Origin of the sequence: Ureibacillus manganicus DSM 26584, assembly GCF_000772945.1 — a bacterium.
In the GTDB taxonomy this organism is placed as follows: Bacteria; Bacillota; Bacilli; order Bacillales_A; family Planococcaceae; genus Ureibacillus; species Ureibacillus manganicus.
Genome location: NZ_JPVN01000001.1, coordinates 97,497 through 123,692, shown reverse-complemented (window position 1 = coordinate 123,692; position 26,196 = coordinate 97,497). Strand labels below are relative to the sequence as shown.

The 26,196-nt window shown below is 36.4% G+C and carries 23 protein-coding genes and 1 pseudogene; 21 read left to right on the top strand and 3 right to left on the bottom strand.

The annotated features are described in order from the left end of the window. The first annotated feature begins 40 nt into the window (after positions 1-40). The 12 genes from lspA (at position 41) to pyrE (ending at position 13,293) form a co-directional block, all read left to right on the top strand. Positions 41-517, top strand: coding sequence for a signal peptidase II (gene lspA, locus CD29_RS00590; RefSeq protein ID WP_036181741.1), 477 nt, complete (start codon positions 41-43; stop codon positions 515-517). After that, on the top strand, positions 517-1,434 hold the full coding sequence (locus tag CD29_RS00585; protein ID WP_036181738.1) for an RluA family pseudouridine synthase: 918 nt from the start codon (positions 517-519) through the stop codon (positions 1,432-1,434). The genes lspA and CD29_RS00585 overlap by 1 nt, the downstream gene beginning before the upstream one ends. Positions 1,435-1,758: 324 nt before the next feature. Continuing rightward, positions 1,759-2,307 (top strand): bifunctional pyr operon transcriptional regulator/uracil phosphoribosyltransferase PyrR, encoded by a 549-nt coding sequence (gene pyrR / locus CD29_RS00580; protein WP_036181735.1) that lies wholly within the window; start codon positions 1,759-1,761, stop codon positions 2,305-2,307. A 20-nt stretch (positions 2,308-2,327) separates the two neighbouring features. Continuing rightward, entirely contained in the window at positions 2,328-3,644 is a 1,317-nt protein-coding gene (locus CD29_RS00575) for a uracil-xanthine permease family protein (RefSeq protein ID WP_036181732.1), read from the top strand. Between the two features lie 175 nt (positions 3,645-3,819). After that, a complete protein-coding gene (locus CD29_RS00570) occupies positions 3,820-4,698 on the top strand; it encodes an aspartate carbamoyltransferase catalytic subunit (protein ID WP_036181730.1) in 879 nt (292 codons plus the stop codon). Beyond that, on the top strand, positions 4,698-5,981 hold the full coding sequence (locus CD29_RS00565; protein ID WP_036181729.1) for a dihydroorotase: 1,284 nt from the start codon (positions 4,698-4,700) through the stop codon (positions 5,979-5,981). Before CD29_RS00570 ends, CD29_RS00565 begins: the two co-directional genes overlap by 1 nt. Next, positions 5,971-7,071: a carbamoyl phosphate synthase small subunit gene (locus tag CD29_RS00560; protein WP_036181727.1), complete on the top strand. Its 1,101-nt coding sequence runs from the start codon at positions 5,971-5,973 to the stop codon at positions 7,069-7,071. Before CD29_RS00565 ends, CD29_RS00560 begins: the two co-directional genes overlap by 11 nt. Next, complete coding sequence (carB, locus tag CD29_RS00555; RefSeq protein ID WP_036181725.1) at positions 7,064-10,264, top strand: carbamoyl-phosphate synthase large subunit; 3,201 nt, start codon at positions 7,064-7,066, stop codon at positions 10,262-10,264. Before CD29_RS00560 ends, carB begins: the two co-directional genes overlap by 8 nt. Then, positions 10,261-11,034, top strand: coding sequence for a dihydroorotate dehydrogenase electron transfer subunit (locus CD29_RS00550; RefSeq protein ID WP_036181722.1), 774 nt, complete (start codon positions 10,261-10,263; stop codon positions 11,032-11,034). Before carB ends, CD29_RS00550 begins: the two co-directional genes overlap by 4 nt. Further along, a complete protein-coding gene (locus CD29_RS00545; protein WP_036181719.1) occupies positions 11,031-11,942 on the top strand; it encodes a dihydroorotate dehydrogenase in 912 nt (303 codons plus the stop codon). The genes CD29_RS00550 and CD29_RS00545 overlap by 4 nt, the downstream gene beginning before the upstream one ends. Continuing rightward, positions 11,943-12,650 (top strand): orotidine-5'-phosphate decarboxylase, encoded by a 708-nt coding sequence (pyrF, locus tag CD29_RS00540; protein WP_036181717.1) that lies wholly within the window; start codon positions 11,943-11,945, stop codon positions 12,648-12,650. 1 nt (position 12,651) lies between these two features. Continuing rightward, the gene (pyrE, locus tag CD29_RS00535) at positions 12,652-13,293 is read left to right on the top strand and encodes an orotate phosphoribosyltransferase (protein WP_036181716.1); all 642 of its coding nucleotides are present in this window, start codon (positions 12,652-12,654) and stop codon (positions 13,291-13,293) included. Positions 13,294-13,776: 483 nt separating this feature from the next. On the opposite strand, the gene CD29_RS00530 is transcribed toward pyrE, so the two are convergent. The 3 genes from CD29_RS00530 to CD29_RS00520 all read right to left on the bottom strand — a co-directional run bounded on the left by CD29_RS00530 (position 13,777) and on the right by CD29_RS00520 (position 17,047). Continuing rightward, the gene (locus tag CD29_RS00530) at positions 13,777-14,685 is read right to left on the bottom strand and encodes a nuclease-related domain-containing protein (protein WP_036181714.1); all 909 of its coding nucleotides are present in this window, start codon (positions 14,683-14,685) and stop codon (positions 13,777-13,779) included. Positions 14,686-14,808: 123 nt separating this feature from the next. Further along, the gene (locus tag CD29_RS00525; RefSeq protein ID WP_036181711.1) at positions 14,809-15,207 is read right to left on the bottom strand and encodes a hypothetical protein; all 399 of its coding nucleotides are present in this window, start codon (positions 15,205-15,207) and stop codon (positions 14,809-14,811) included. A gap of 145 nt (positions 15,208-15,352) precedes the next feature. Further along, positions 15,353-17,047 carry an Rqc2 family fibronectin-binding protein gene (locus CD29_RS00520; protein ID WP_036181708.1) on the bottom strand — a complete coding sequence of 565 codons (1,695 nt, stop codon included), beginning with the start codon at positions 17,045-17,047 and terminating at the stop codon, positions 15,353-15,355. 284 nt (positions 17,048-17,331) lie between these two features. Between CD29_RS00520 and CD29_RS00515 the strand changes: the two genes are divergently transcribed. From CD29_RS00515 to rlmN, 9 genes and pseudogenes are all read left to right on the top strand, one after another. Beyond that, positions 17,332-18,207: a YicC/YloC family endoribonuclease gene (locus CD29_RS00515; protein WP_036181706.1), complete on the top strand. Its 876-nt coding sequence runs from the start codon at positions 17,332-17,334 to the stop codon at positions 18,205-18,207. Positions 18,208-18,249: 42 nt separating this feature from the next. After that, positions 18,250-18,867: a guanylate kinase gene (gene gmk, locus CD29_RS00510; RefSeq protein ID WP_036181703.1), complete on the top strand. Its 618-nt coding sequence runs from the start codon at positions 18,250-18,252 to the stop codon at positions 18,865-18,867. Positions 18,868-18,871: 4 nt separating this feature from the next. After that, the gene (gene rpoZ, locus CD29_RS00505) at positions 18,872-19,096 is read left to right on the top strand and encodes a DNA-directed RNA polymerase subunit omega (RefSeq protein WP_036181700.1); all 225 of its coding nucleotides are present in this window, start codon (positions 18,872-18,874) and stop codon (positions 19,094-19,096) included. An 84-nt stretch (positions 19,097-19,180) separates the two neighbouring features. Continuing rightward, positions 19,181-19,723 (top strand): annotated as a pseudogene (gene coaBC / locus CD29_RS20125) (bifunctional phosphopantothenoylcysteine decarboxylase/phosphopantothenate--cysteine ligase CoaBC); the annotation flags it as partial. Between the two features lie 11 nt (positions 19,724-19,734). After that, positions 19,735-22,155, top strand: a complete 2,421-nt coding sequence (gene priA / locus CD29_RS00495) for a primosomal protein N' (RefSeq protein ID WP_036182112.1) — start codon at positions 19,735-19,737, stop codon at positions 22,153-22,155. Positions 22,156-22,258: 103 nt separating this feature from the next. Then, the gene (gene def, locus CD29_RS00490; protein WP_036181697.1) at positions 22,259-22,750 is read left to right on the top strand and encodes a peptide deformylase; all 492 of its coding nucleotides are present in this window, start codon (positions 22,259-22,261) and stop codon (positions 22,748-22,750) included. 1 nt (position 22,751) lies between these two features. Continuing rightward, complete coding sequence (gene fmt, locus CD29_RS00485) at positions 22,752-23,693, top strand: methionyl-tRNA formyltransferase (RefSeq protein WP_036181694.1); 942 nt, start codon at positions 22,752-22,754, stop codon at positions 23,691-23,693. After that, on the top strand, positions 23,690-25,063 hold the full coding sequence (rsmB, locus tag CD29_RS00480) for a 16S rRNA (cytosine(967)-C(5))-methyltransferase RsmB (RefSeq protein ID WP_036181692.1): 1,374 nt from the start codon (positions 23,690-23,692) through the stop codon (positions 25,061-25,063). Before fmt ends, rsmB begins: the two co-directional genes overlap by 4 nt. Next, positions 25,056-26,195: a 23S rRNA (adenine(2503)-C(2))-methyltransferase RlmN gene (gene rlmN, locus CD29_RS00475; RefSeq protein WP_036181690.1), complete on the top strand. Its 1,140-nt coding sequence runs from the start codon at positions 25,056-25,058 to the stop codon at positions 26,193-26,195. Before rsmB ends, rlmN begins: the two co-directional genes overlap by 8 nt. The last annotated feature ends 1 nt before the right edge of the window (position 26,196 follow it).

Sequence of the window (26,196 nt, the reverse complement as noted above, 5' to 3'; positions counted from 1 at the left end):
GGTAAAATATTGAGGATATATTGGAAGATGGGGGTATACTGTGTACAAATATTATGGAATAGCTTTAATTATTGTTATACTTGACCAATGGACAAAGTGGCTAATTGTGCAAAATATGGAACTAAGAGAGCGGATTAGCATTTGGGACCCATGGCTTGGAATATTATCACATCGAAATCGCGGCGCTGCATGGGGAATGCTACAAGGACAAATGTGGATTTTTTTCATTGTCACAATCGTCGTAGTAATAGGTATTATTTATTATTTTCATAAGCATGCTAAAGGTAAACACTTTTTCGCAGTTAGTTTAATGATTTTATTAGGTGGAACATTAGGTAATTTCATTGACCGTTTATTCCGTGGAGAAGTTGTTGATTTTATGCAAGTTGTAATTCCAATAGTTAATTATAATTTCCCAATATTTAATATTGCAGATGCAGCATTAACGATATCAATCATTATGATTATTATTACGTTATTACTAGAAGAACGCGCAGAAAAGAAAAAGGTGAAATAATGACAATTGTTACATACACAATTGATGAAGAAATTGCGGGAGAGCGTATCGATAAAGCATTATCGACTCTATCTGCAGAATGGTCTCGTTCCCAGATCTCTAGTTGGATTACTGACGGAGGAGTTATTACGGTGAACGGTGAGGAAGTAAAATCAAAATATAAAGTGAAAAATGGGGATGTCATAGAAATTGATGTTCCAGAACCAGAACCTCTTGAGGTCATCCCTGAAGACTTAGATTTAGAAATTATTTATGAAGATGCAGATGTCCTTGTGGTTAACAAACCAAAAGGAATGGTCGTTCACCCTGCACCAGGTCATGCAACAGGAACATTAGTGAATGGATTAATGTATCATTGTAAAGATTTATCTGGCATTAATGGTGTCATGAGACCTGGAATTGTACACCGGATCGATAAAGATACATCTGGCTTACTAATGGTTGCAAAAAATGATAATGCACATCATTCGTTAGTAGAACAACTAGTAAATAAAACTGTCACAAGAAAATATACTGCACTTGTTCATGGGCATATTGCTCATGATAAGGGTACGATTGATGCACCAATTGCACGTGATCCAAAAGATCGTCAAAAACAAGCGATTGTCGACAAAGGGAAACATGCTGTAACCCATTTTCATGTGAAAGAGCGCTTTGGTGGGATTTATACACTTGTTGAATGTATTTTAGAAACAGGGCGTACACACCAAATACGTGTTCATATGAATTATATTGGATATCCACTTGTAGGAGATCCGAAATATGGTCCAAAGAAAACAATCGACTTTGGTGGACAAGTATTACATGCTGGTGTCCTTGGATTTGTACATCCAACTTCAAATGAGTATATGGAATTTGAAGTGCCATTACCAGACGACTTTGTAGAATTATTAGAAACTTTAAGAAAAGAAGGTTGACGAGTAGCAAAATAAGGTCTATACTTTGCTACAGTGAATGAAATAATAGCCTTTAAAAAACTTAAGGCTAACAAAATTAAATATTCACCTTTAAAGGCAGTCCAGAGAGGCTGAAAAGGTATTTGTGAAATGTTTGAAAAGCTCGCATGAAAACTCACTATTTATGTATACTTGTACATAAATATGGATAAGCAGCTTATTTAAACATGCCCATAAACACAACTATCAACCTCTTAAGCGAATGCTTAAGAGGTTTTTTTACGGTGAATTGTAAAAGCATCTTCACTTCAGACTGAAATTTTAAAATTAAAAGGAGGATTTCCCATGTCAGAAAAATTTACAGAACTTTTAGATGGACCTTCAATGAATCGAGCAATTACACGAATTGCCCATGAAATCATTGAACGAAACAAAGGAATTGATGAATGTATTTTAGTAGGTATTAAAACAAGAGGAGATTACCTTGCAAAAAGATTAGCAGATCGAATCAAAATGATTGAAGGTAAACCGATTCGTACTGGAGAGCTTGACATCACGTTGTATCGCGATGATTTATCAAAAAAGTATGAAACTGGCGAACCAAGAGTAAAAGATGTTGATATTAATTATGTGGTAGAAAACCAAAAAATCATTCTGGTAGATGATGTACTCTTTACAGGAAGAACAATTCGTGCAGCATTAGATGCAGTTATGGATTTAGGTAGACCATCACAAATTCAATTAGCAGTATTAATCGACAGAGGACATCGTGAATTACCAATAAGAGCTGACTATGTAGGTAAAAATATCCCAACTTCAAGCACTGAGCAAATTGTTGTTAACATTTCAGAAGTGGACGGGGAAGACAAAGTTACGCTACACAAAATGGATTAAGTAGAGAGTGGGGAAATGAAATGACAAAAAATGCTGTTCTAGATATTAATGATAAACCTTCAGCTGGTCAGTTGATCACATTAAGTTTTCAACATATGTTTGCGATGTTCGGTGCAACTATACTCGTACCTCAATTAGTAGGGTTAAGCCCAGCAATTGCATTATTAACAAGTGGTATCGCAACAATTATCTTTCTAATAATTACTCAATTTAAAGTACCTGCATACTTAGGTTCTTCCTTCGCTTTCATTTCTCCAATTATTGTGGTGGCAGGAATAGATCAAACAACGGGGGCAAGTATTAATCCTGGAAATGCGATGATAGGGGCAATGGCAGTAGGTGTTACTTACGGAGTTGTTTCCTTAATCATCTGGAAAACAGGGTATAAATGGTTGATGCGTCTATTACCTCCGATCGTTGTAGCACCTGTAATTATGGTTATCGGATTAGGGTTAGCTGGAACAGCAGTAGGTATGGCGATGAACATTACAGTTGATGGTGTACCACAATATAGTGTACTTCATTTCTCAGCAGCACTAGTAACACTGTTTGCAGCGATTATCTTCACAATCTTCTTTAAAAATATTTTAAGCACAATGCCAATATTGCTAGGACTAATAATTGGATATATTTACTCAAGCATTATCGGAATTGTAGACTTTACAAAAGTACACGAAGCAGCTTGGTTTGCACTACCTGAATTCTTAATCCCTGGTGTTCACTACGAATTTAATATTACATCTACGATATTGCTAGGAATGGTTCCGATTGTAATCGTAACGATTGCAGAGCATATCGGTCACCAATTAGTTTTAGGTAAAGTTGTAAATCGAAATTATATTAAAGACCCTGGCTTACACCGTTCATTGTTAGGGGATGGATTAGGGACATTTGTAAGTGCATTTATCGGTGGACCACCAAAAACGACATACGGTGAAAATATCGGTGTTCTCGCAATTACTCGAGTGTTCTCAGTATATGTAATTTTAGGAGCAGCAATCTTAGCGATTTTATTCTCCTTCGTAGGTAAAGCAATGGCGTTAATACAAACTATCCCAACAGCGGTCCTTGGCGGAATTTCAATTCTACTATTTGGGATCATCGCATCTAGTGGTTTAAGAATGTTAGTTGAAAATAACATAGACTTTGGGAATAACCGTAACATGGTGATCGCTTCAGTAATATTAGTTATTGGAATTGGTGGAGCAGCATTAAGATTTACAGAAACATTTGCAATCGAAGGCATGGCACTAGCAGCAATCGTAGGTGTAATCCTTAACCTAGTTTTACCTGGTCGAGATAAAGAAGAAAAAGAAATCTATGAAACAACTAAATAGTTTTTAAAAACTAATAGAACAAAACGAAGTTAACCTTTTAAAGATTTGTCCAGAGAGGCAAAAAAGGGGATATATGAGTTTGAGCCTATATTATAAGTTCAGCTTATACCTCCTGTTGCCTCGCGTTATGCGAGGCATTTTTTATAAAGAAGTTTATACTTAGGAGGCTATACGAATGAAAAACTTACTATCTATGGAACATTTAACAAATAGAGAATTAATAAGTATAATTTTAAGAGCTGAAGAGTTTGAAAGAGGCGAACAACCAACGCTCGCCCGATCATATAACATTGCGAATCTATTTTTTGAACCAAGTACACGTACAAGTACAAGTTTTGAAATGGCAGAAAGAAAATTAGGTTGTACGATCATTCCATTCGATGCTAACTTTTCAAGTGCATTAAAGGGTGAAACAATGTACGACACAGTGAAAACATTAGAAATGATCGGTTTAGATGCTGTTGTCATTCGAGCAAAAGAAGACGAGTACTACAATGAATTACTCGAAGGAATCAATGTTGCTGTCATTAACGCAGGTGATGGTGCAGGACAACATCCGTCTCAAAGCTTATTAGACCTATATACCATTCATAAAGAATTTGGACAGTTTGAAGGGTTAAATGTAACGATTGCAGGTGATATATCACATAGTCGTGTAGCAAAATCAAACGCAATAGCATTAAGAAACTTAGGAGTAAATGTTCGCTACCTTTGTCCACCAGAATGGGCTGGAGATTTTGAAGCGCACCATTCATGGGATGGATTGATTGAAGATAGTGACGTTGTCATGTTACTACGTGTTCAACATGAGAGACATGCAGTGAACAGTGGCTTTTCAAAAGAAAGCTATCATGAACAATATGGTTTAACAGTAGAGCGTGCATCAAAAATGAAAAAGAATGCAATAATTATGCATCCAGCTCCAGTAAACCGTGATGTAGAAATTACTTCGGAACTTGTGGAGAGCGAGCGTTCAAGAATTTTCAGTCAAGTGCGAAACGGCGTTTATGTGAGAATGGCAATTCTTGAAACGATTCTGAAAGGGAGAGAGTAATGATGAAGTACATACAAAATATTCAAATGTTAAACGAACAAGGTGAATTAGTAAGCACGAGTATTACAATTGAGAATAAGGTGATCGCAAATATTGGTGGAGAACAACCTGATGGAGCTGAGGTAATCGATGGAAATGGATGTTTCGTATCTCCTGGATTTGTGGATCTTCACGTACATTTACGCGAACCTGGTTTTGAACATAAAGAAACGATTGAAACGGGTACAAAATCAGCTGCAAAAGGTGGTTTCACAACAATTTGTGCAATGCCAAATACAAAACCAGTACCAGATTCAATTGAAAACTTAAATTTAATTATGGGTTTAATAGAAGAAAGTGCAGTTGTTCGAGTATTACCATACGGATCTTTAACTGTTAACGAAGCTGGTGAAAAGCGTACAAATATCGCGGAATTAAAAGAACATGGTGCAGTTGCATTTTCAGATGATGGTATAGGAATTCAACTATCATCTACTATGTATGAACAAATGCAAGATGCTGCGAAGATAGATGCGGTAGTCGTTGCCCATTGTGAAGATAATTCATTAATCTATGACGGTGTAATGCATGAAGGAATAAGAAATAAAGAACTAGGCCTTCCAGGTATTCCTTCAATTTGTGAATCAGTACAGATTGCAAGAGATGTTCTGTTAGCAGAGGCAGCAGGTGCTAGATACCATGTATGCCACGTGTCTTCAAAAGAATCGGTTCGCGCGGTTCGTGATGCTAAGGCAGCAGGGATTCGTGTTACTGCAGAGGTTTGTCCACATCATTTACTACTTGAAGAAATGGATATCCCTTCAGATGATGCGAACTGGAAAATGAATCCACCATTACGTGGTAAATCTGATTTAGATTCATTACATCAAGCATTACTTGACGGAACAATTGATTGTATCGCAACAGACCATGCACCACACACAGAAGAAGAAAAATGTTGTGGAATGGTAGGAGCACCATTTGGAATTGTAGGATTTGAAACAGCATTCCCATTACTATATACAAATTTCGTTATCACTAAAAAATGGACTTTAAAACAATTGGTTGATTGGATGTCAGTTAAACCTGCTGAAATTTTTGACTTACCATATGGAAAAATTGAAGTAGGTGGATCAGCAGATTTAACAATCATTGACTTAAATAAAGAGCAAACGATCGAAATTGAAAAGTTTGAATCAAAAGGTCGTAACACACCGTTTAACGGGTGGAAAGCAAAAGGTTGGCCAATTATGACTATTTGTGGAGGCAACGTCGTATACGAGGAGGTCATTAATGAAAAGTAGAATGTTAGTCTTAGAAGACGGTACAGTATTTAAAGGGATTGCGTTTGGAAGTGATAGAGCTTCCCAAGGTGAAGTTGTTTTCACAACAGGTATGACAGGATATCAAGAAACATTATCAGATCCTTCATTTTATGGACAAATTGTTACTTTCACATATCCGTTAATCGGAAATTATGGTATTAATCGTGATGATTTCGAATCGATAAATCCTTCAATTCGTGGAATGGTTGTGCGTGAACTAGCGAAACAACCTTCCAATTTCCGCTCGGATATGGGTTTAAATGAGTATTTAATATCAATGGACATACCTGGAATTGAAGGGATTGATACAAGAAAGCTAACTCGTATTATTCGATCAAAAGGTGCTGTTCGTGCAATATTAACAGAAGCTAACGCAGAAATTAATATTGATGAAGTTGTAGTTCAGTTACAAAATACTCCACATCTAACAAATCATGTTCGTGAAGTGTCACCTAAAGCAGCCTATCCAAGTCCAGGACGCGGAAAACGTGTTGTTTTAATAGACTTTGGGATGAAACATGGTATTTTACGAGAATTAAATAAACGTAATTGTGACGTGTTAGTCGTTCCATACAACACACCTGTAGATCAAATATTAGCATGGTATCCAGATGGCATTATGCTATCCAATGGACCCGGAGACCCTCAAGATGTGACAGAAGCAATTGAGACGATTCGCAATTTAATCGGAAAAGTGCCAATTTTCGGTATTTGTCTAGGTCACCAGTTATTTGCATTAGCTAGTGGTGCGAAAAGTTTCAAATTACCATTTGGACACCGAGGTGCAAACCATCCTGTAAAAGATTTACGTACTGGCCGTACAGAGCTAACTTCTCAAAATCATGGCTATGCCATTGATGAAGATTCAATAAAAGGAACAGAATTAGAAATAACTCACATAGCATTAAACGATGGAACAATTGAAGGTTTACGTCATAAAATTTATCCAGCTTTCACAGTTCAATATCACCCTGAAGCATCACCTGGGCCAGAGGATTCGAATCATTTATTTGATGAATTTATTGAACTAATGGAAGTTCATGCAGGGAAGGAGAAACAACATGCCTAAACGTACAGATATCGAAACAATTTTAGTAATTGGGTCTGGACCAATCATCATTGGTCAAGCAGCAGAATTCGACTACGCGGGAACTCAGGCTTGTCTTTCATTAAAAGAGGAAGGCTACCGTGTCATACTGATCAACTCTAACCCTGCAACAATTATGACGGACACAGAAATTGCAGACAAAGTTTATATAGAACCAATTTCCTTAGAATTCGTATCAAGAATTTTAAGAAAAGAACGCCCAGATGCAATTTTACCAACACTTGGTGGTCAAACGGGATTGAATATGGCAATAGAACTTCAAAATTCAGGAATTTTAGATGAACTAGGCATTGAAATTTTAGGAACAAAGTTGGATGCCATTCATAAAGCGGAAGATCGTGATTTATTTCGTAAGTTAATGTATGAATTAGGTGCTCCAGTACCAGAATCAGACATTATTCATAACTTAGCAGAAGCAAAAGCTTTCGTAGAGAAGATTGGTTACCCTGTAATTGTTCGACCTGCATTTACACTTGGCGGAACAGGTGGCGGTATTTGTCACAATGATCAGGAATTAGAGGAAATTGTTCAGAGTGGATTAAAATATAGCCCAGTTACTCAATGTTTACTTGAAAAATCAATTGCTGGATATAAAGAAATTGAGTACGAGGTAATGCGAGACTCAAAGGATAATGCCATTGTTGTATGTAATATGGAAAACTTTGACCCAGTTGGCATTCACACAGGTGATTCAATTGTAGTAGCACCATCTCAAACATTATCGGATCGTGAATATCAAATGTTACGTAATATTTCCCTTGATATTATTCGCGCCTTAAAAATTGAAGGTGGATGTAACGTGCAGTTAGCACTTGATCCAAATAGCTTTAATTATTATGTAATTGAAGTAAATCCTCGTGTATCACGTTCATCAGCATTAGCATCAAAAGCAACAGGTTATCCAATTGCAAAACTAGCCGCAAAAATCGCTGTTGGACTTTCGTTAGATGAAATCAAAAACCCAGTAACTGGCTCAACATACGCGGACTTTGAGCCTGCACTTGACTACATAGTAGCGAAAATACCTCGCTTCCCATTCGATAAATTCGAATCTGCAAAGCGTAATTTAGGAACACAAATGAAAGCAACTGGGGAAGTAATGGCATTAGGACGTAATTTTGAAGAAGCCATTTTAAAAGCAGTGCGTTCCCTTGAAACTGGCCATGTGCATATTGAGTTAAAAAATGCAGAAGAAAATTCGGATTTATGGATTGAAAAACGTATACGTAAAGCTGGTGATGAACGATTGTTCTTCATCGGTGAAGCACTGCGTAGAGGTATAACTGTAGAAAAGATCCATGAATGGTCAGAAATTGACCTTTGGTTCCTATATAAATTGAAAAACATCATTGATATGGAACAACGATTAGCAAAAAACATAAATGATGCAGAAGTATTAAAAGAAGCTAAACGTATGGGATTTGCTGATAAAAAAATTGCAGAGCTTTGGGAAACTACAGCTGAAGCTATCTATACTTTCCGTAAGGATGAAGGCATTATCCCAGTTTATAAAATGGTTGATACTTGTGCTGCCGAATTTGAATCGACAACACCATATTTTTATGGAACTTATGAAGAAGAAAACGAATCAATCGTAACGGAAAAACCATCAGTAGTTGTATTAGGGTCTGGTCCAATTCGTATCGGTCAAGGGGTAGAGTTCGACTATGCAACGGTTCACTCAGTATGGGCTATTCAGGAAGCAGGTTATGAAGCAATCATTATTAACTCAAATCCTGAAACAGTATCAACAGACTTCTCAATTTCAGACAAACTTTACTTTGAACCTTTAACAATAGAAGACGTTATGCACATTATTGACTTAGAAAAGCCAATCGGAGTTGTAGTTCAATTTGGTGGTCAAACGGCTATAAACTTAGCAGATAAATTAGCTTCCTATGGTGTGAAAATTTTAGGAACTAGTTTAGAAGATATTGATCGTGCTGAAAATCGTGATAAATTCGAACAAGCATTACGTGAATTAGGTATTCCACAGCCCGCAGGTGAAACAGCTGTTTCTACTGATGAGGCTGTAGCAATTAGTAAAAAACTTGGATTCCCAGTTCTTGTCCGCCCTTCATATGTACTTGGCGGTCGTGCGATGGAAATCGTATATAACGAAGATGAATTAGTTCACTACATGGAACATGCTGTAGAAGCATCGCCAGATCATCCAGTATTAGTAGACCGTTATTTAACTGGTCAAGAAATTGAAGTAGATGCAATTTGTGATGGCGAAAATGTATTGATTCCAGGAATTATGGAACACGTTGAACGTGCAGGGGTTCACTCTGGTGACTCAATCTCAGTCTATCCGCCACAAAAGTTAACAAAAGAACAAAAGGCAACTTTAGTAGATTACACAACGCGCTTAGCAAAATGCTTAGGGATTATTGGTTTAATGAACATTCAATATGTGCTTTCTAAAGGTGAAATTTATGTCATTGAAGTAAACCCACGTTCAAGCCGTACAGTACCTTTCTTAAGTAAAATTACGAACATCCCAATGGCGAACATCGCAACAAAAGCAATTCTTGGAAAGTCAATTATTGAACAAGGTTATGAATGCGGCCTTGCAAAAGAGCAAAAGGGTGTATTTGTAAAAGTACCGGTGTTCAGTTTTGCAAAACTTCGTCGTGTAGATATAACGCTTGGACCTGAAATGAAATCAACAGGGGAAGTTATGGGGAAAGATGCAACCTTTGAAAAAGCATTATATAAAGGTTTTGTAGCAGCAGGCACAGAGGTAAAACCTTATGGTACAGTACTGTTCACAGTATCAGATAAAGATAAAGAAGAAGCAATCTTGTTAGCGAGACGCTTTAATACAGTTGGCTATCGTATAATGGCAACTGAAGGAACAGCGCGAAGATTCGCAGATGCTGGTATCCATGCGGATGTTGTCGGAAAAATCGGTGCAAAAGAAAAAACATTAATTGATGTAATACAAAACGGCGAAGCACAACTTGTGATTAATACATTAACAAAAGGGAAGCAACCAGCTAGTGATGGTTTCCGTATTCGACGCGAATCTGTTGAAAATGGTATCCCATGTTTAACTTCACTTGATACTGCTGAAGCTATGTTAGAAGTCATTGAGTCAATGACATTTACAGCAGAAGAAATGCCAAAAACGGGGGTAGTTCATTCATGATTCAACAAGAACGAATGGCAGTTGTACAACAAGAACAAATTGCAAAAAATATTTACGAACTGACATTGCAAGGGAACATTGTTCAGGATGCAAATCCTGGACAATTTGTCCATATACGTGTTTCTGATTCCTTTGAGCCATTACTTAGAAGACCAATAAGTATCGCAAATATTAATAAAGAAGCAAATGAGTTTACATTGATTTATCGTGCGGAAGGACGCGGAACTGAAATCCTATCTCAAAAGCAAATTGGCGATGAGGTAGATGTGCTCGGTCCATTAGGGAATGGTTTTCCGGTAGATGCTGTAGCTGAAGGTGGTACTGCATTGTTAGTCGGAGGTGGAATTGGAGTTCCCCCGTTATACGAACTTTCTAAACAGTTAAAAGCACGTGGCATACGTACAATTCATGTATTCGGATTTGCGACGGAAGACGTTACTTTTTATGAAGAAAAGTTTTCATCTTTGGGTGATACACATTACGTAACAGTAGACGGGACATTTGGAACTAAAGGGTTTGTAACAGATTTACTAGGAGAGTTAACTCCAGAATTTGATACGCTTTATGCATGTGGGCCACTACCAATGCTCCGAGCACTTGAAACGTTCTATCCAGAAAAACAAGGATTTTTATCATTCGAAGAACGAATGGGATGCGGAATTGGTGCATGTTTTGCCTGCGTTTGTAAAACAACTGACAAGAGTGAAAAAGACTATGTTAAAGTATGCTCAGACGGACCAGTATTTGCGAAAGGAGTTGTGAAGCTATGAGTAATATTAGTGTTCAACTTCCTGGTTTAAATTTAAAGAACCCAATTATGCCTGCTTCAGGCTGTTTCGGATTCGGGAAAGAATTTGCGAATCTTTATGATTTATCTAAACTTGGTGCCATTATGATTAAGGCGACAACCGTTGAGCCACGTTTCGGGAATCCAACACCAAGGGTTGCTGAAACTCCAGCTGGTATGCTAAATGCAATTGGCTTACAAAACCCAGGATTAGAAAAAGTAATGAGTGAGGAACTTCCATGGTTAGAACGTTTTGATGTTCCTATCATAGCGAATGTTGCTGGCTCACTTTTAGAAGATTACGTGGATGTGGCACGAAGAATTTCAACAGCTCCAAATGTAAAAGCATTAGAGCTAAATATTTCATGTCCAAATGTGAAACAAGGTGGTATTACATTTGGAACAGATCCAGTCGTAGCTAGACAATTAGTAGAAGCTGTAAAAGTTGTTTCAAAAGTACCTGTTTATGTGAAACTATCTCCAAATGTTACGAATATCGTAGAAATTGCTCAAGCTGTTGAAATTGGTGGAGCAGATGGCATAACAATGATCAATACATTAGTAGGTATGCGATTAGATGAACGTACAGGTAAACCTGTAATTGCAAATGGTACTGGTGGATTATCTGGCCCAGCGGTGAAGCCAGTTGCAATTCGCATGGTATATGAAGTTTATAAAGCTGTTGAAATTCCAATTATCGGAATGGGTGGCGTAACGAATGCTCAGGATGTCATTGATTTTATGTCAGCTGGTGCTTCAGCGGTTGCGGTAGGTACGTCAAACTTCGTGGATCCATTTGTATGCCCTAAAATAATAGACGAGCTTCCTAAAAAATTAGAAGAACTAGGTGTGAAGCGAGTGAAAGATATCATTGGAAGGAGCCACCGTTAAGTGAACAATAAACCGATTATTGCCCTAGATTTTCCGAGTGAAAAAGACGTGGTACAATTTTTAAAACAGTTTCATGAACCATTATTTGTGAAAATTGGAATGGAACTTTATTTACAAGAAGGACCGAGTGTTGTAGCAAAGGTAAAAGAACTGGGCCACGATGTCTTTTTAGATTTGAAGCTTCATGATATTCCGAACACTGTAAAATCTGCAATGAAAGGGTTAGCTCGATTAGGAGTGGACTTAGTTAACGTTCATGCTGCAGGTGGGATTAATATGATGCAGGGTGCACTTGAAGGACTAGAAGCAGGTACTTCTCCAGGTCAAAAACGTGCTGCATTAATTGCAGTTACCCAATTAACATCAACAACTGAACAACAAATATGGGATGAACAAAAAATTCAAGTACCGTTAATAGAGTCTGTACTGCATTATGCAAAAATTACTAAACAAGCTGGTTTAGATGGGGTAGTTTGCTCAGTTCACGAAGCTGGTCTTATCGGTGAAGCTTGTGGTGATGCCTTCCTTCGTGTTACTCCAGGGATTCGTTTAGCTGGCGGAGAAAGTCATGATCAAAAACGAGTGGCGACTCCAGATTATGCACGTAACAATGGATCTTCATTGATTGTTGTTGGACGAGCAATAACAAATGCACAGGATCCAGTAAGTGCATATAAAACGGTTGTCGACTTATGGGAGGAAAAATAAAATGTCATTACATAAAGAAATTGCACATGCAATGTTAAAAGTAGGCGCTGTAGAACTCAATCCTACTGAATTATTTACTTGGGCTTCAGGTATCAAATCTCCAATTTATTGTGATACACGCCTAACAATTTCAGATCCAACAGCACGTAAGCAAATCGCAAACGGGTTAGCTCAAAATATTAAAGAGTTTTTCCCTGAAACGGATGTCGTGGCAGGCACAGCAACTGCTGGTATCCCACATGCAGCTTGGGTTTCTGATATTTTGGAATTACCAATGGTGTATGTTCGCTCAAAAGCAAAAGAACACGGTCGTGGAAACCAGATTGAAGGAAAAATTAGTGAGGGTCAAAAAGTAGTAGTTGTTGAAGACATTATCTCAACAGGAGGATCTTCAATAACTGCCGTTGAAGCCTTACGCAATGCTGGATGTGAAGTAGTAGGTGTCGTATGTGTTTACACATACAACTTGCCTAGAGCAGAAAAAGCGTTCGAAGAAATCGGCGTGAAATATGTTAGCCTGACAAACTTTGATTACTTAGTAGAAGCTGCTGCAGAAACAGGAACTATTTCGGAAGATCAAATTCCGTTTTTGAAGGAATGGCATGCGGAATTGAAAGCAGGTACGTTGCAGGCGGGGAAATAGCTTGAATGAGTTGACGCTGGTGATAGATTAAATAAATTGTTTTTCACCATTAAGATCTCAAGGTGCACTATAATTAGGTGCACCTTGTTTTCCATATGACGATGACAGAAATCTTAGAAACTATTAAAAGTTGTCTAAATAAAGTAGTTATCTGGACAAACAGATATCCGGGAATCCAAAAAAAGTTGTCCGAATTAAGTAGTTATCTGGACAAAAATCTAGGTAATCCAAAAAAGTTGTCCAAATAAAGTGGTTATTAGGACAGAAATTCTGAAAAAACCAAAAAGTTGTCCAAATAAAGTGGTTATTAGGACAGAAATCCTGGAAAATCCAAAAAATTGTCCGATTAAAGTGGTTATTGGGACAGAAATTCTGAAAAAACCAAAAAGTTGTCCGAATAAAGTGGTTATTGGGATAGAAATCTCGGTAATATAAAAAAGTTGTCCAAATGAGATCCAACCAAATATTACCGTGAAGCAAAAATCATTTATAGTAAGCTGAACGCGTCTTTCCAACCTTTGTATAGTTACTCTCTAATATCCTCAATATAGTCTTCCTTGACACTATACCTTGACACCAATCAAAAATTACGTTTGTAGTTATTTTATCTTCTGAAAAGAGCAATTTAAATTCCTCCACACAACGTGTTAAAGCAATTGAAATGGCTTCACTATGTCCGCACTCTATACAAATACAACTATAACCCTTAACGGATGTCCTAAATGAAAAACAAACCTCACAAGTAATCCCCTTCTTTAAATCATCAAACTCATATGGTGGGATTTCCCAGAATTTCGAATCTGATGTATGAAGTGAGAGTAATTTTTCAGCAACGAATCTATTCTTGTTTAACTGATTTATGGAGTAATTATTAAATTGTTTTAAATACCGTTGAATCTGAGTTGGAAAAATAAAAGGTTTATCCTTAGGAGCGTTATATAACGTGAATTCGGGATTGACGAAAACAACATTGTATACGATTGGTAGTCGAATTCCGTGAGTTTGTAGTAATTGACGTAATAAAGTTTCTGCACGGATTAATTGGGGAAGGGGATTTGTAATTTCTTTAGATTTTGAGGATATTCGATCTTGCTTCGGGTCATAAAAATAATCACCTTCGTAATTTTTCACTTCGTAAAGAAATATTTTTTCATCAGTAATCATCACGCAATCTAATTGAAAAGAAGTACTGTTTACTTGAAGAAATAAATCACTCAAAACAAGGTAATTATTTTGAAGTTGTTCAATGTATGATTCAAAGAGCGCCTCTCCTTCGTAACCCTTTTGTAGAGCATGTAAACGAGAAAGATATTTCTCTGAAAATTCCATTCTATTATATAAGTAAGAAAGAATTTGTAACTCTAGAGACTTTTTTCTAGACTTAACAATCATATTTCAACCACACCCTTTGTCATTGATTCTATCAATATTGTTATCGATGGAAGCGAAAAAATCAATAACTCCATTCAAAATAATAATTTCAATAAAACAAAACCTAGGAAAAGTAAATTTTACTCAATCGATTCCTTTGTTCATTAATAACTTCCTTATCATTTTTTCAGTTGTGAACTGAATTATACAATAAATAATCGTCATCAACAGTCCAGCAAACAAAAACCATCCAATATTATTTCCATTATTTATATAGAGGTAAAAACACAAACCTAAAATTATTCCTGCAATCGAATAAACAGCAATCTTCTTAGAAAAATCTCTTACCTTAAATAGATGAACAATAATACCGATAATTGGTCCAATGACAAAGAAGATAGGCCCTACAATAGCCATAACAATTGCAAATCCTTCACCTGAAAAATTCCCACTAACAAAAAATTCAATAATCACAAGACTCAATGGAAAGAACATTGTTGAAAGTAGAATCGCACAAGCATGACTTATTTGAATTGAACTCAACCTCATATCTCCCCTCGAAATGGGTATTAAAACCATTTATTATATATTAGCACCTCCCCACGAACAAACCTATTTTTATTGATACAAATCTCCCTAAAACTTGAAATGGAAAATAAAAAAACCGCCCTGCAAGCAGGACGTCTAATTATGAAAGTTTATTCGTTTTTAATTTCAATACGAGATCTTCATCTGGTGTCACAAACAAGGTCTTTTGTTCAAAATAAATAACAAATCCTGGTTTTGCACCATTTGGCTTTTTCACTTGGCGAATTTCTGTATAGTCTACAGGAACAGAGGATGATTCTCTCGCTTTACTGAAGTAAGCACTTAAAGTAGCTGCTTCAAATAAAGTCGTTTCATCTGGCTCACTTGAATGAATAACAACGTGGGAACCTGGAATGTCTTTTGTATGTAGCCAAATATCTGTTCTCTTTGCAATTTTAAAGGTTAAATAATCATTTTGCTTATTGTTTTTTCCAACAGAAATGCCAATGCCGCTAGAAGAAACATACTTTTCGGGCTCAGGCTTGGATACCTTTTTCTTTTTCTTTGAAGTACGCATTCTCAAGTATCCTTGCTCCGCAAGTTCTTCACGAATTTCCTCAATGTCAGCTGGTGCAGCTTGTTCAACTTGTGCAGTCAACATTTCAAAATAATCCACTTCTTGTTTTGTTTTTTCAATTTGTTCTTGAACCATTACAAGGGCATTTTTTGCTTTGTTATATTTTGTATAATAACTTTGTGCATTTTCAATAGGAGTCTTTCTTTCACTTAAAGGAATCGTAATTTGCTCGTCTTCCTCACTGTAATAATTAGTCACAGTTACTTCTTTTAACCCTTTTTCAAAATTGTATAGATTTGCCATTAATAGTTCGCCATAAAGCTGAAACTTATCTAATTTAGAAGCATTATCCAGATCTTTTTGTAATTTTTTTAGTTTCAGTTTTAATTTATTGACTTCGTTTTGTAGCCATCGTTCAAGATCGCCAGCTTGCTGTTTTACGCGATCTCTTTCAGCCCGGGCATAGTAGACGCGATCCAATAATTCACTTAAGCTATTAAAAGTCGTTCCTTGCTCCGAAAGATGTGTTAATTTTGTTGGTGAAAAGTAAGTCTTCCCGTTCAGTTCTAGATAGGTAGGTTCGCTGCTATTAACAATTTTCCCCATAAATGTATGGAAGTTTTCTACAACATCTCCATCTTTAATGCGGTGTAATAACTCGTTTGCATGTATGATGGAAAAACCTTTAAAGTGATCTACTACTTCTTTGGCAGTTTTTTCGCTCATGAAAAATGATCCTACTTCATTATCAGAAATGCTTGTTGGAATCACTTTATTTTGTTCAGGAGGTGCAATATATGGCTGTCCTGGTAAAACTGTACGATAACTATTCACCGACGGAGGTAAATGCTTTAAACTATCAATAATCTTATCTGTCTCGCTGTCAATTAATATTAGATTACTGTGGCGTCCCATGATTTCAATCGTTAGTTTACGGTAAATTGTATCACCGATTTCATTTTTACTTTCAATCCCAAAAGAGATGACCCGCTCAAAGGCTTCTGTTTGAATTGATTGAATAAATCCGCCCTCGATATGTTTTCTAAGGAGCATACAAAACATTGGGGGTTCACTTGGATTATCAATTGGTTGCTCTGTTAAATGAACTCTCGCATATGAAGGATGAATCGAGAATAGTAATTTATGATTTCCTCCTCCCGCACGAATATGAAGTACGACTTCAAGTGCGTTTGGCTGGTGAATTTTAGTAATACGTCCTGATTGAAGTTTTTGTAATTGTTTTGATAAAGCTAATGTAAATAATCCATCAAATGCCATGATAGATTCCTCGTTTCTATAATTTCTATATAATCAAACTCCATTATATAATTTTTTTCGCTAGGATGTGTAAGATTTTCCTTTCAACCGAAATGCTCGATTATTTTTCGCGGGTAATAAAGTATAAGTTATTGGAAATCCGCATTAGAAAAGACATCAACTCGTCTTATTTGAGTCGAGTTATGTTTTTTAAGTTGGAGTGAGTGTATTTCTACCATTTCATAAGTTATAATTTAAAATACATGTGTTATAATTGAAAATTATACAGAAAGGTGTGACAAGCCTTGGTTCGTAGTATGACTGGTTTTGGCAGAGGTGTCACAACAACCGATGATTTCCAGCTAACAGTAGAAATTCGTTCAGTCAATCATCGTTTTCTTGAAATCCATTCTAAATTTCCGAAAGAATGGCTTGAAATTGAGTTGCTAGCTAAAAAACAACTATCACAACTTGTAAGTCGTGGGAAATTAGACATTACTATTAATGTAAAAATGGAAGAACAATCTTCTTTCAATGTTCAAGTGAATTGGCCCGTTATTGAAGCCTACATAGGAGCTAAAGAACAACTAAGTAGCAGAATTGCCATGGAAGAAAATTGGTCCATGCAAGATATATTATCCTTAGAAAATGCAATACTGTATGAAAAAAGCGAAATCCCTATAGAACAGCTAAAATTGGCTACTCAAAGTGCTCTAAACGAGGCAGCAGAGCAATTAATTCAAATGCGAGAACTTGAGGGTAAACAATTAAAGACGTTTTTGTTACAATATAAGGATGAATTAATGGAACAACTAAAAATTATCCGGAAATTCTCACCACAGGCTGTAGAAAAGTATCGTGTGAAACTAATTGAACGAATGAAAGAAATTACGGTTTCTAAAGATTTGGATGATCGAATACTTGCAGAAGTTGCTTTGTTTGCTGAACGGATTGATATTTCTGAAGAATTGGATCGTCTTGAAAGTCATTTTTCACAATTAGTGGATACACTGAATGAGGATGTATCGATCGGGCGAAAGCTTGATTTTTTAATGCAAGAATGTTTGCGCGAAATTAATACAATAGGGTCAAAAAATCAGTCAATTGAATGTTCTGTCGCAGTTGTACAATCAAAAACTTTATTAGAAAAAATGCGAGAACAAGTACAAAATATTGAATAAGTGAAAGAATAGTAAATACTATAGGAAGGGAGACTGTAAAATATGAGAAAAGAACGTGGCTTATTAATTGTTCTATCTGGCCCTTCTGGTGTAGGTAAAGGCACGGTACGTAAAGAATTGTTTTCGCAGCCCGACACAAATTATGAATATTCCGTATCGATGACAACACGTAAACCTCGCGAAGGTGAGGTAGATGGCGTTGACTATTTCTTTAAATCTCGTGAGGAATTTGAGGCTTTAATTGAAACAGGTGGTTTACTCGAACATGCTGAATTCGTTGGAAACTATTACGGTACTCCAATTGAATATGTTAACGAAACATTAGATGCGGGCAGAGATGTCTTTTTGGAAATTGAAGTGCAAGGAGCTGCTCAAATTAGAGAAAAAGCACCAGATGCATTATTTATATTCCTTGCGCCACCTAGCTTTTCTGAATTACAAAACAGACTAATCAACCGCGGTACCGAAACAGAAGACATCATTCAAAAACGAATTGCTACTGCAAAAGAAGAATTAGAAATGATGAGTCTATACGATTATGTAGTAGAAAATGATGAAATACAAAAAGCTTGTGATAAAATTAACTCAATCATTGTTGCAGAACATTGTAAGAGAGAACGTGTTGAAAAACTATATTTGTCCATGTTGAGAGGAGAATAAATTTATGTTATACCCATCAGTCGATTCACTAAAAAATAAAATTGATTCAAAATATTCATTAGTAAGCTTAGCTTCAAAAAGAGCGCGTCAAATGCAAGAAGAAGGCAATGAAAAGTTAGGTACTTATGTATCCTATAAACCAGTTGGTAAAGCTTTAGAAGAAATCGCAGCTGGTACATTAATGAAAGAAAAACAAGATGAATCAACAATTTATCAAGACGAAATTTAACTGATACAATTTACTTAATAGACAGAAGTTAAAGCTCCCGGAGAAATTTCTTTGGGAGCTTATCATTTGAAAGGGTGAAAATTTATGAAAAATCGAAATGTTTTACTTTGTGTTTCGGGTGGAATTGCCGTATATAAAGCGGTAGCACTTGTAAGTAAGCTTACACAAGCAGGCTTTAACGTAAAAGTGATCATGACAGAATCAGCACAAAAATTTGTAACACCTCTTAGCTTTCAAGTGATGTCAAAAAATGATGTTTATTTTGATACGTTTGATGAAAAGGATTCAAGTAAAATCGCCCATATTGATTTAGCTGATTGGGCAGATTTAGTGATTGTAGCTCCAGCGACAGCGAATATCATCGGCAAATTTGCCAACGGAATTGCAGATGATATGGTAACAACTACATATTTTGCAACGACAAGCCCAGTTTGGATTGCTCCAGCTATGAATGTTCACATGTATGATCATCCTGCAATTAAACGCAATATTGCTCAATTATCAGAAGATGGTTGTTTATTTATCGAGCCTTCTGAAGGTTATTTAGCTTGTGGATATGTTGGAAAAGGACGTTTAGAGGAGCCTGAAAAAATTACTCAATTAGTCGTGGAACATTTTGAAAAAGAAGCGAACAAACAATGAATGGTAGTATCGCAGAAGTAATCGTGGATGTGGCAGCATATCCTGTTGATCGACCCTTTGATTATTTAATACCAGAGGAAATGAGAGACTTAATCGAGAGTGGTAGTCGCGTAAAGGTACCTTTTGGTCCAAGAAATGTATTAGGGTTTGTAGTGTCTATAAAAAATGAAACTGATTTTGCAATTGAAAAAATGAAGCCCATTGCCAAACTTCTTGATATAGAACCAGTACTGACAAGTGAAATGCTTACACTATCAAAATGGCTCAAGCATGACACAATTTGTTACGAAATTGATGTACTGCAGGCAATGTTACCTTCTGCATTAAGGGCGAAATACGAGAAATTTGCTGTTTTACAAGTAAATGTTGAACAACTATCATTTCTTCTACAGCCCTATTTCAAGCAGACAAAAAAGGTCAATTATAATGTGTTTGAAAAGGATCAATTGTTACACGAACTAAAAATTGCTATAAAACAAAAACAAATTGTAATAGAAAATGTTGTTAAACAAAAAGGAACAATAAAAGAAGTTCGTAAAGTAAAAATTATAGATTCAATAACTGAACTTCATACGATTTATGAAAGTATTTCTAATAGAGCAAAAAAGCAAAAAGAACTTGTCGAATGGATGATGGAGCATGTTGGTCAAATCTTCAATCCAAAAGATATATTAGAAAAATTAAACTGTTCTGATCCCGTACTACATTCAGTGATTGAACAAGGCGCAGCTGAATTTATACAAGAAGAAGTGTATCGTGAAGTTTTTACAAAAGACGTGAAGAAGACAGGGTTTCTTGATTTAACGGATGAGCAATCCATCGCCCTAGAGCAAATCATTCATGCAATGGAACAACAAGCTTCTGAAACGTTTTTATTGCATGGAATTACAGGTAGTGGTAAAACAGAAATCTATCTTCAAGCAATTGAACATTGTTTAAATGATGGTAAAGAAGCAATCGTTTTGGTGCCAGAGATCTCATTAACACCACAAATGACTGAACGATTTCGCTCGCGTTTTGGTGAACTAGTTGCCGTTATGCACAGTGGATTATCTGTCGGTGAAAAATACGATGAATGGCGAAAAATACACGAAGGTAAAGTAAAAGTCGTTGTTGGTGCTCGTTCTGCTGTATTTGCTCCCTTTGAAAATGTAGGAATTCTAATTATAGATGAAGAACATGAGTCAACTTATAAACAAGAGGATACACCTAGATATCATGCGCGGGATGTTGCGATTTGGCGTAGTAAGTTTCACCAATGTCCAGTCATTTTAGGAAGTGCCACGCCGTCATTAGAATCCTTTGCAAGAGCTAAGAAAAAAGTATACACGTTACTAACATTAAAAAACCGTGCTGTAAGTCATTCTCTATTACCGCAAGTGGAAATTGTTGATATGAGAGAAGAATTGAAAAATGGTAATCGTTCAATGTTTTCAGAAAAACTCGTTGATGCCATCCGTACTCGTTTAGATAGAAAAGAGCAAATGGTGTTATTTTTAAATCGTAGAGGATATTCCTCCTTCGTTATGTGCAGAGATTGTGGAACAGTTGTTCAATGTGAAAACTGCGATATATCTCTAACCTATCATCGTGCAAATGAAAAGCTTAAATGTCATTATTGTGGATTTGAACAACGAGTTCCAACCATTTGCCCAGAATGTCAGAGTGATCATATTCGCTATTTCGGTACAGGAACACAAAAGGTGGAAGAAGAAATTGCTAAACTTTTTCCTGAAGCTAGAGTGCTGCGCATGGACGTAGATACCACGAAAACAAAAGGATCTCACGAGCGTATTTTAGAGGAATTCGGAAAAGGACATGCAGATATTTTACTTGGGACCCAAATGATTGCTAAAGGATTAGATTTTCCAAATATTACTCTAGTTGGAGTACTAAGTGCAGATACATCCCTTCATTTACCAGATTTTCGTTCTGCAGAAAAAACGTTTCAGTTGTTAACGCAGGTAAGTGGGCGCGCTGGGAGACATACATTGCCAGGTGAAGTAGTTATCCAATCATATACACCAGAACATTATGCAATCGAACTTGCAAAAGATCAGCAATATGAACCATTCTATGAAAGAGAAATGTGGACGAGGCACCAAGCAGGTTATCCGCCTTACTATTATCTTGCCCTCATACAGGTTTCGCATGAGGATGTATTAATGGCAAGTGAATATGCAGGAAAAGCGGTTGACTATTTACGGTCTAATTTATCGTTTAATGTATCTATAATTGGTCCAACGGCGTCAAGTATTAGTCGTCTACAAAATAGATATCGATATCAATGTTTGATAAAATACAAGGTGGAACCAAACTTGATCGATACGTTTATCCAATTAATAAAAATATATAGATCTGATTGGATAAAAAAAGGAATTCAGCTGACAGTGGATTTAAATCCTTCATCGATTTAACTACATTCATAATTTTCTGCAAAGAACAGCGCAGCGAGACTCCAGGATTAAGCATCGTTTTCCTCTAAAGGAAATTGGATTTTAGAAAAGAGGTTTATAATATATGGCTATTAAAGAAGTGGTTAAACATCCAGCAGAAATATTAACAAAACCGTGTCAAGAAGTGACGGAAATAAACGAAGACATCATACAACTTTTAGATGATTTATATGACACAATGGTTGAATACGATGGGGTCGGCATAGCAGCACCACAAATAAACGTCCCATTAAGAGTAGCGATTGTAGAGATGGGCGAAGATCGAGCAATTTTAGAAATGATTAATCCTACTGTCATTGAAGTTGAAGGTAAGGATGTTGATATAGAAGGTTGTTTAAGTTTCCCTGGTCTATTTGGTGAGGTTGAAAGACCCACTTATGTCAAATTTGAAGCGTGTGACCGAGAAGGTAGAGTGTACGAAGTAGAAGCAGTAGGGTTTGATGCTCGTGCTGTTTTACATGAAATTGACCATTTAGACGGTGTGTTGTTCGATTCAAAAATTAAGCGCATTATTACGGAAGAAGAATTAGAAGAAATGTATGGGGAGGAGGAGTAAAATGACAAAGGTTGTTTTTATGGGAACACCTCATTTTTCAGTACCGATTTTAACGATGTTGCATGACGAAGGTTATGAAATTTTAGCAGTCGTAACTCAACCTGATCGCCCTGTTGGCAGAAAGAAAGTACTAACTCCTCCGCCAGTAAAAGAGGAAGCTTTACGTCTTGGTTTGCCAGTCATTCAACCTGAAAAGCTTCGTAATTCAGAAGAGTTACAAGAAATTATTAATTTACAGCCAGATATCGTTGTAACTGCTGCTTTTGGTCAAATTTTACCTAAAGAATTACTCGATGCACCAACTCTAGGTTGCATTAATGTTCACGCTTCTTTATTACCAAAATATCGTGGTGGAGCACCAATACATCAAGCGATAGTAGATGGACAAACTAAAACTGGTATTACGATTATGTATATGGCAGAAAAACTAGATGCAGGCGATATTATATCTCAAAGTGAAGTTCCTATAGAAGAAACGGATCATACAGGTGGTCTATTTGAGAAATTGAGTATCGTAGGTCGTGACCTATTGAAAGAGACGTTACCTACAATAATTGCCGGTACAAATGCTCGAATACCGCAAATTGATGATGAAGCAACTTTTGCTCATAACATTTCACGTGAACAAGAGCGTATTAATTGGTCAAATGATGCACGCACAATTTATAACCAAGTGCGCGGGTTGCATCCTTGGCCAGTTGCGTATACAACTTTGAATGGAGAAAATGTGAAAGTTTGGTGGGCAACTGTTGGTGTAACAACTTCAGACTTAGAGCCTGGTACAGTTGTAAAAATTGACAAGGAGCAATTTGAAATTGTTACTGGTGATGGGAAAACCTTGACGATCCTTGATTTACAACCTGCAGGAAAAAAACGTATGACAGCAGAAGATTATTTACGTGGGACTGGTTCGAAATTACAGATTGGGGACCGATTTGAATGACATCAAAGAAGAAAGCGCCAATTTGGGATGGTAACGTACGAGATGCCGCTTTAACTATTCTTTTAGCAGTAGATAAAAATCAAGCATATAGTAATTTATTATTAAATCAAACCATAAAAAAATACAAAATTGATATAAAAGATCGTGCATTACTTACAGAAATAACGTACGGTACTTTGCAATATAAATATACTTTAGATTTTTATTTAGAACCTTTTATTCGTACAAAAATTGATTTGTGGGTTAGATGGCTTTTACGTCTTTCATTGTACCAAGTCGTTTATCTGTCTAGAATACCAGCACATGCTGCAGTGAATGAAGCGGTAGAAATTGCTAAAAAAAGAGGACATAAAGGGATCTCCTCAATGGTAAACGGTGTTTTACGTTCTATTCAAAGAGAAGGTTTACGTTCATTAGATGATATTCAAGACCCTACAAAAAGATTATCTATTGCAACAAGTCACCCTGAATGGTTAGTTGAAAGATTAATCGAATCTTATGGGATTGAAAAAACTACAGCGATGTTGGAAGAAAACAATGTACCTCCAACGTTAACTGTCAGAGTAAATTCGTTAAAATCCTCTGTTCCAGATGTATTAAACATGCTTGAAGAAGAGGGGATTCCGGCAAAAAAGAGTGATCTAATCCCTGAATGTATTCATATTATTAGCGGACAAGTTACACATACAGAATGCTTTAAAAAGGGTTTCATCACCATTCAAGATGAAAGCTCTATGATGCCTGCAAATGTTTTAAATCCTAAATCTGGTGATCGAGTATTGGATATGTGTGCAGCACCTGGTGGTAAGACAACACATATAGCAGAAAAAATGAATAATGAAGGATCGATTTTAGCAACAGATATCCATCCTCATAAGTTAGACTTAATCGAAGAAACAAGTAATCGTCTAGGAATTAATATAATACAAACCGCCCCCGTGGATGGTAGAAATGCAGCTGATTTTCTTCAAAAGGAATCATATGATGCAATACTTGTCGATGCACCTTGTTCTGGTTTAGGCGTTACACGAAGAAAACCAGACATTAAATATACAAAACGTGAAGAAGATTTCGAAAGTTTACACAACATACAATTGCAATTATTAGATAACGCTGTGAAAGTTTTAAAAACTGGCGGTCGTTTAGTTTACAGTACGTGTACTGTAGACCGATTAGAAAATGAAGGAACAGTTCATGAGTTTTTAGCGTCACATCCAGAAATGGAACTAGTGCCAATAGAAAACTTGCCAAATAATCTACTTCAAAAACAACAAGAAGGAATGCTACAAGTATTCCCACAAGACTTTGGCAGTGATGGATTTTTCGTTGCTGCATTCAAAAAAAAGGAGAATCCTAGTACTAATGGATGAAAATAAATTTAACGAACGAATTCAAGATTTAGTAGAAGAAGCAGAAGAAAAGCCGGCCCGTCGTGAGAAAAAAGACAAACCTGAACTAAAAGAATCCATCTACTCTTTACGTCTAGATGAATTGAAAGATTGGTTAGAAGAAAATGGGGAAAAAGCTTTCCGTGCAACACAAATTTATGAATGGTTATATGAAAAACGAGTAAAATCTTTTGAAGATATGTCCAATTTGTCAAAATCATTGAGAGATAAATTATCAGCTTCATTTGCATTAACTACTCTATCAACAATCATTAGCCAGGAATCTAAAGATGGCACGATTAAGTTTTTATTCCAATTACAAGATGGTTATTCCATTGAAACGGTATTAATGCGACACGAATATGGTAATTCCATTTGTGTAACTACCCAAGTTGGTTGCCGAATTGGTTGTACGTTCTGTGCGTCTACTTTAGGTGGTTTAAAACGTCACTTACTTGCTGGTGAAATTGTAGAACAAGTTGTAAAAGTTCAGCAAAAACTAGACGAAGTAGGAGAACGTGTTTCTCATATCGTAATTATGGGAATTGGTGAGCCATTTGATAACTATGATGCGATGATGAACTTCCTAAAAGTTATCAATCATGATAAAGGACTAAACATTGGTGCTAGGCACATTACCGTATCTACATCGGGGATTATTCCGAAAATTTATCAGTTTGCTGATGAACAATTACAAATTAACTTTGCATTGTCATTACATGCTCCAAACCAAGAACTACGTCAAAAGCTAATGCCTATTGCAAGAGCGTATAAATTAGACAAATTAATTGAATCAATTAAATATTACACAGAAAAGACTGGTAGACGTGTAAGTTTTGAATATGGTCTTTTCGGTGGAGAAAATGACTCTGTTGAACATGCAGAAGAATTGTCAAAACTAATTAAAGGAATTAAGTGCCATGTAAACTTAATTCCAGTAAACTATGTTCCAGAACGCAACTATGTACGTACACCACGCGAGAAAATCTTTGCTTTTGAAAAAACGCTTAAAAAGAATGGTATTAACGTAACGATTCGCCGTGAACAAGGATCAGATATTGATGCTGCTTGCGGTCAGTTAAGAGCGAAAGAGAGAGCTCAAGAGACGAGGTGAC

Coding starts and splice junctions, on each gene's coding strand:
- CD29_RS00585 (WP_036181738.1), top strand. CDS start 517: ATGACAATTGTTACATACACAATTGATGAAGAAATTGCGGGAGAGCGT.
- pyrR (WP_036181735.1), top strand. CDS start 1,759: ATGTCAGAAAAATTTACAGAACTTTTAGATGGACCTTCAATGAATCGA.
- CD29_RS00575 (WP_036181732.1), top strand. CDS start 2,328: ATGACAAAAAATGCTGTTCTAGATATTAATGATAAACCTTCAGCTGGT.
- CD29_RS00570 (WP_036181730.1), top strand. CDS start 3,820: ATGAAAAACTTACTATCTATGGAACATTTAACAAATAGAGAATTAATA.
- CD29_RS00565 (WP_036181729.1), top strand. CDS start 4,698: ATGATGAAGTACATACAAAATATTCAAATGTTAAACGAACAAGGTGAA.
- CD29_RS00560 (WP_036181727.1), top strand. CDS start 5,971: ATGAAAAGTAGAATGTTAGTCTTAGAAGACGGTACAGTATTTAAAGGG.
- carB (WP_036181725.1), top strand. CDS start 7,064: ATGCCTAAACGTACAGATATCGAAACAATTTTAGTAATTGGGTCTGGA.
- CD29_RS00550 (WP_036181722.1), top strand. CDS start 10,261: ATGATTCAACAAGAACGAATGGCAGTTGTACAACAAGAACAAATTGCA.
- CD29_RS00545 (WP_036181719.1), top strand. CDS start 11,031: ATGAGTAATATTAGTGTTCAACTTCCTGGTTTAAATTTAAAGAACCCA.
- pyrE (WP_036181716.1), top strand. CDS start 12,652: ATGTCATTACATAAAGAAATTGCACATGCAATGTTAAAAGTAGGCGCT.
- CD29_RS00530 (WP_036181714.1), bottom strand. CDS start 14,685: ATGATTGTTAAGTCTAGAAAAAAGTCTCTAGAGTTACAAATTCTTTCT.
- CD29_RS00520 (WP_036181708.1), bottom strand. CDS start 17,047: ATGGCATTTGATGGATTATTTACATTAGCTTTATCAAAACAATTACAA.
- gmk (WP_036181703.1), top strand. CDS start 18,250: ATGAGAAAAGAACGTGGCTTATTAATTGTTCTATCTGGCCCTTCTGGT.
- rpoZ (WP_036181700.1), top strand. CDS start 18,872: ATGTTATACCCATCAGTCGATTCACTAAAAAATAAAATTGATTCAAAA.
- priA (WP_036182112.1), top strand. CDS start 19,735: ATGAATGGTAGTATCGCAGAAGTAATCGTGGATGTGGCAGCATATCCT.
- def (WP_036181697.1), top strand. CDS start 22,259: ATGGCTATTAAAGAAGTGGTTAAACATCCAGCAGAAATATTAACAAAA.
- fmt (WP_036181694.1), top strand. CDS start 22,752: ATGACAAAGGTTGTTTTTATGGGAACACCTCATTTTTCAGTACCGATT.
- rsmB (WP_036181692.1), top strand. CDS start 23,690: ATGACATCAAAGAAGAAAGCGCCAATTTGGGATGGTAACGTACGAGAT.
- rlmN (WP_036181690.1), top strand. CDS start 25,056: ATGGATGAAAATAAATTTAACGAACGAATTCAAGATTTAGTAGAAGAA.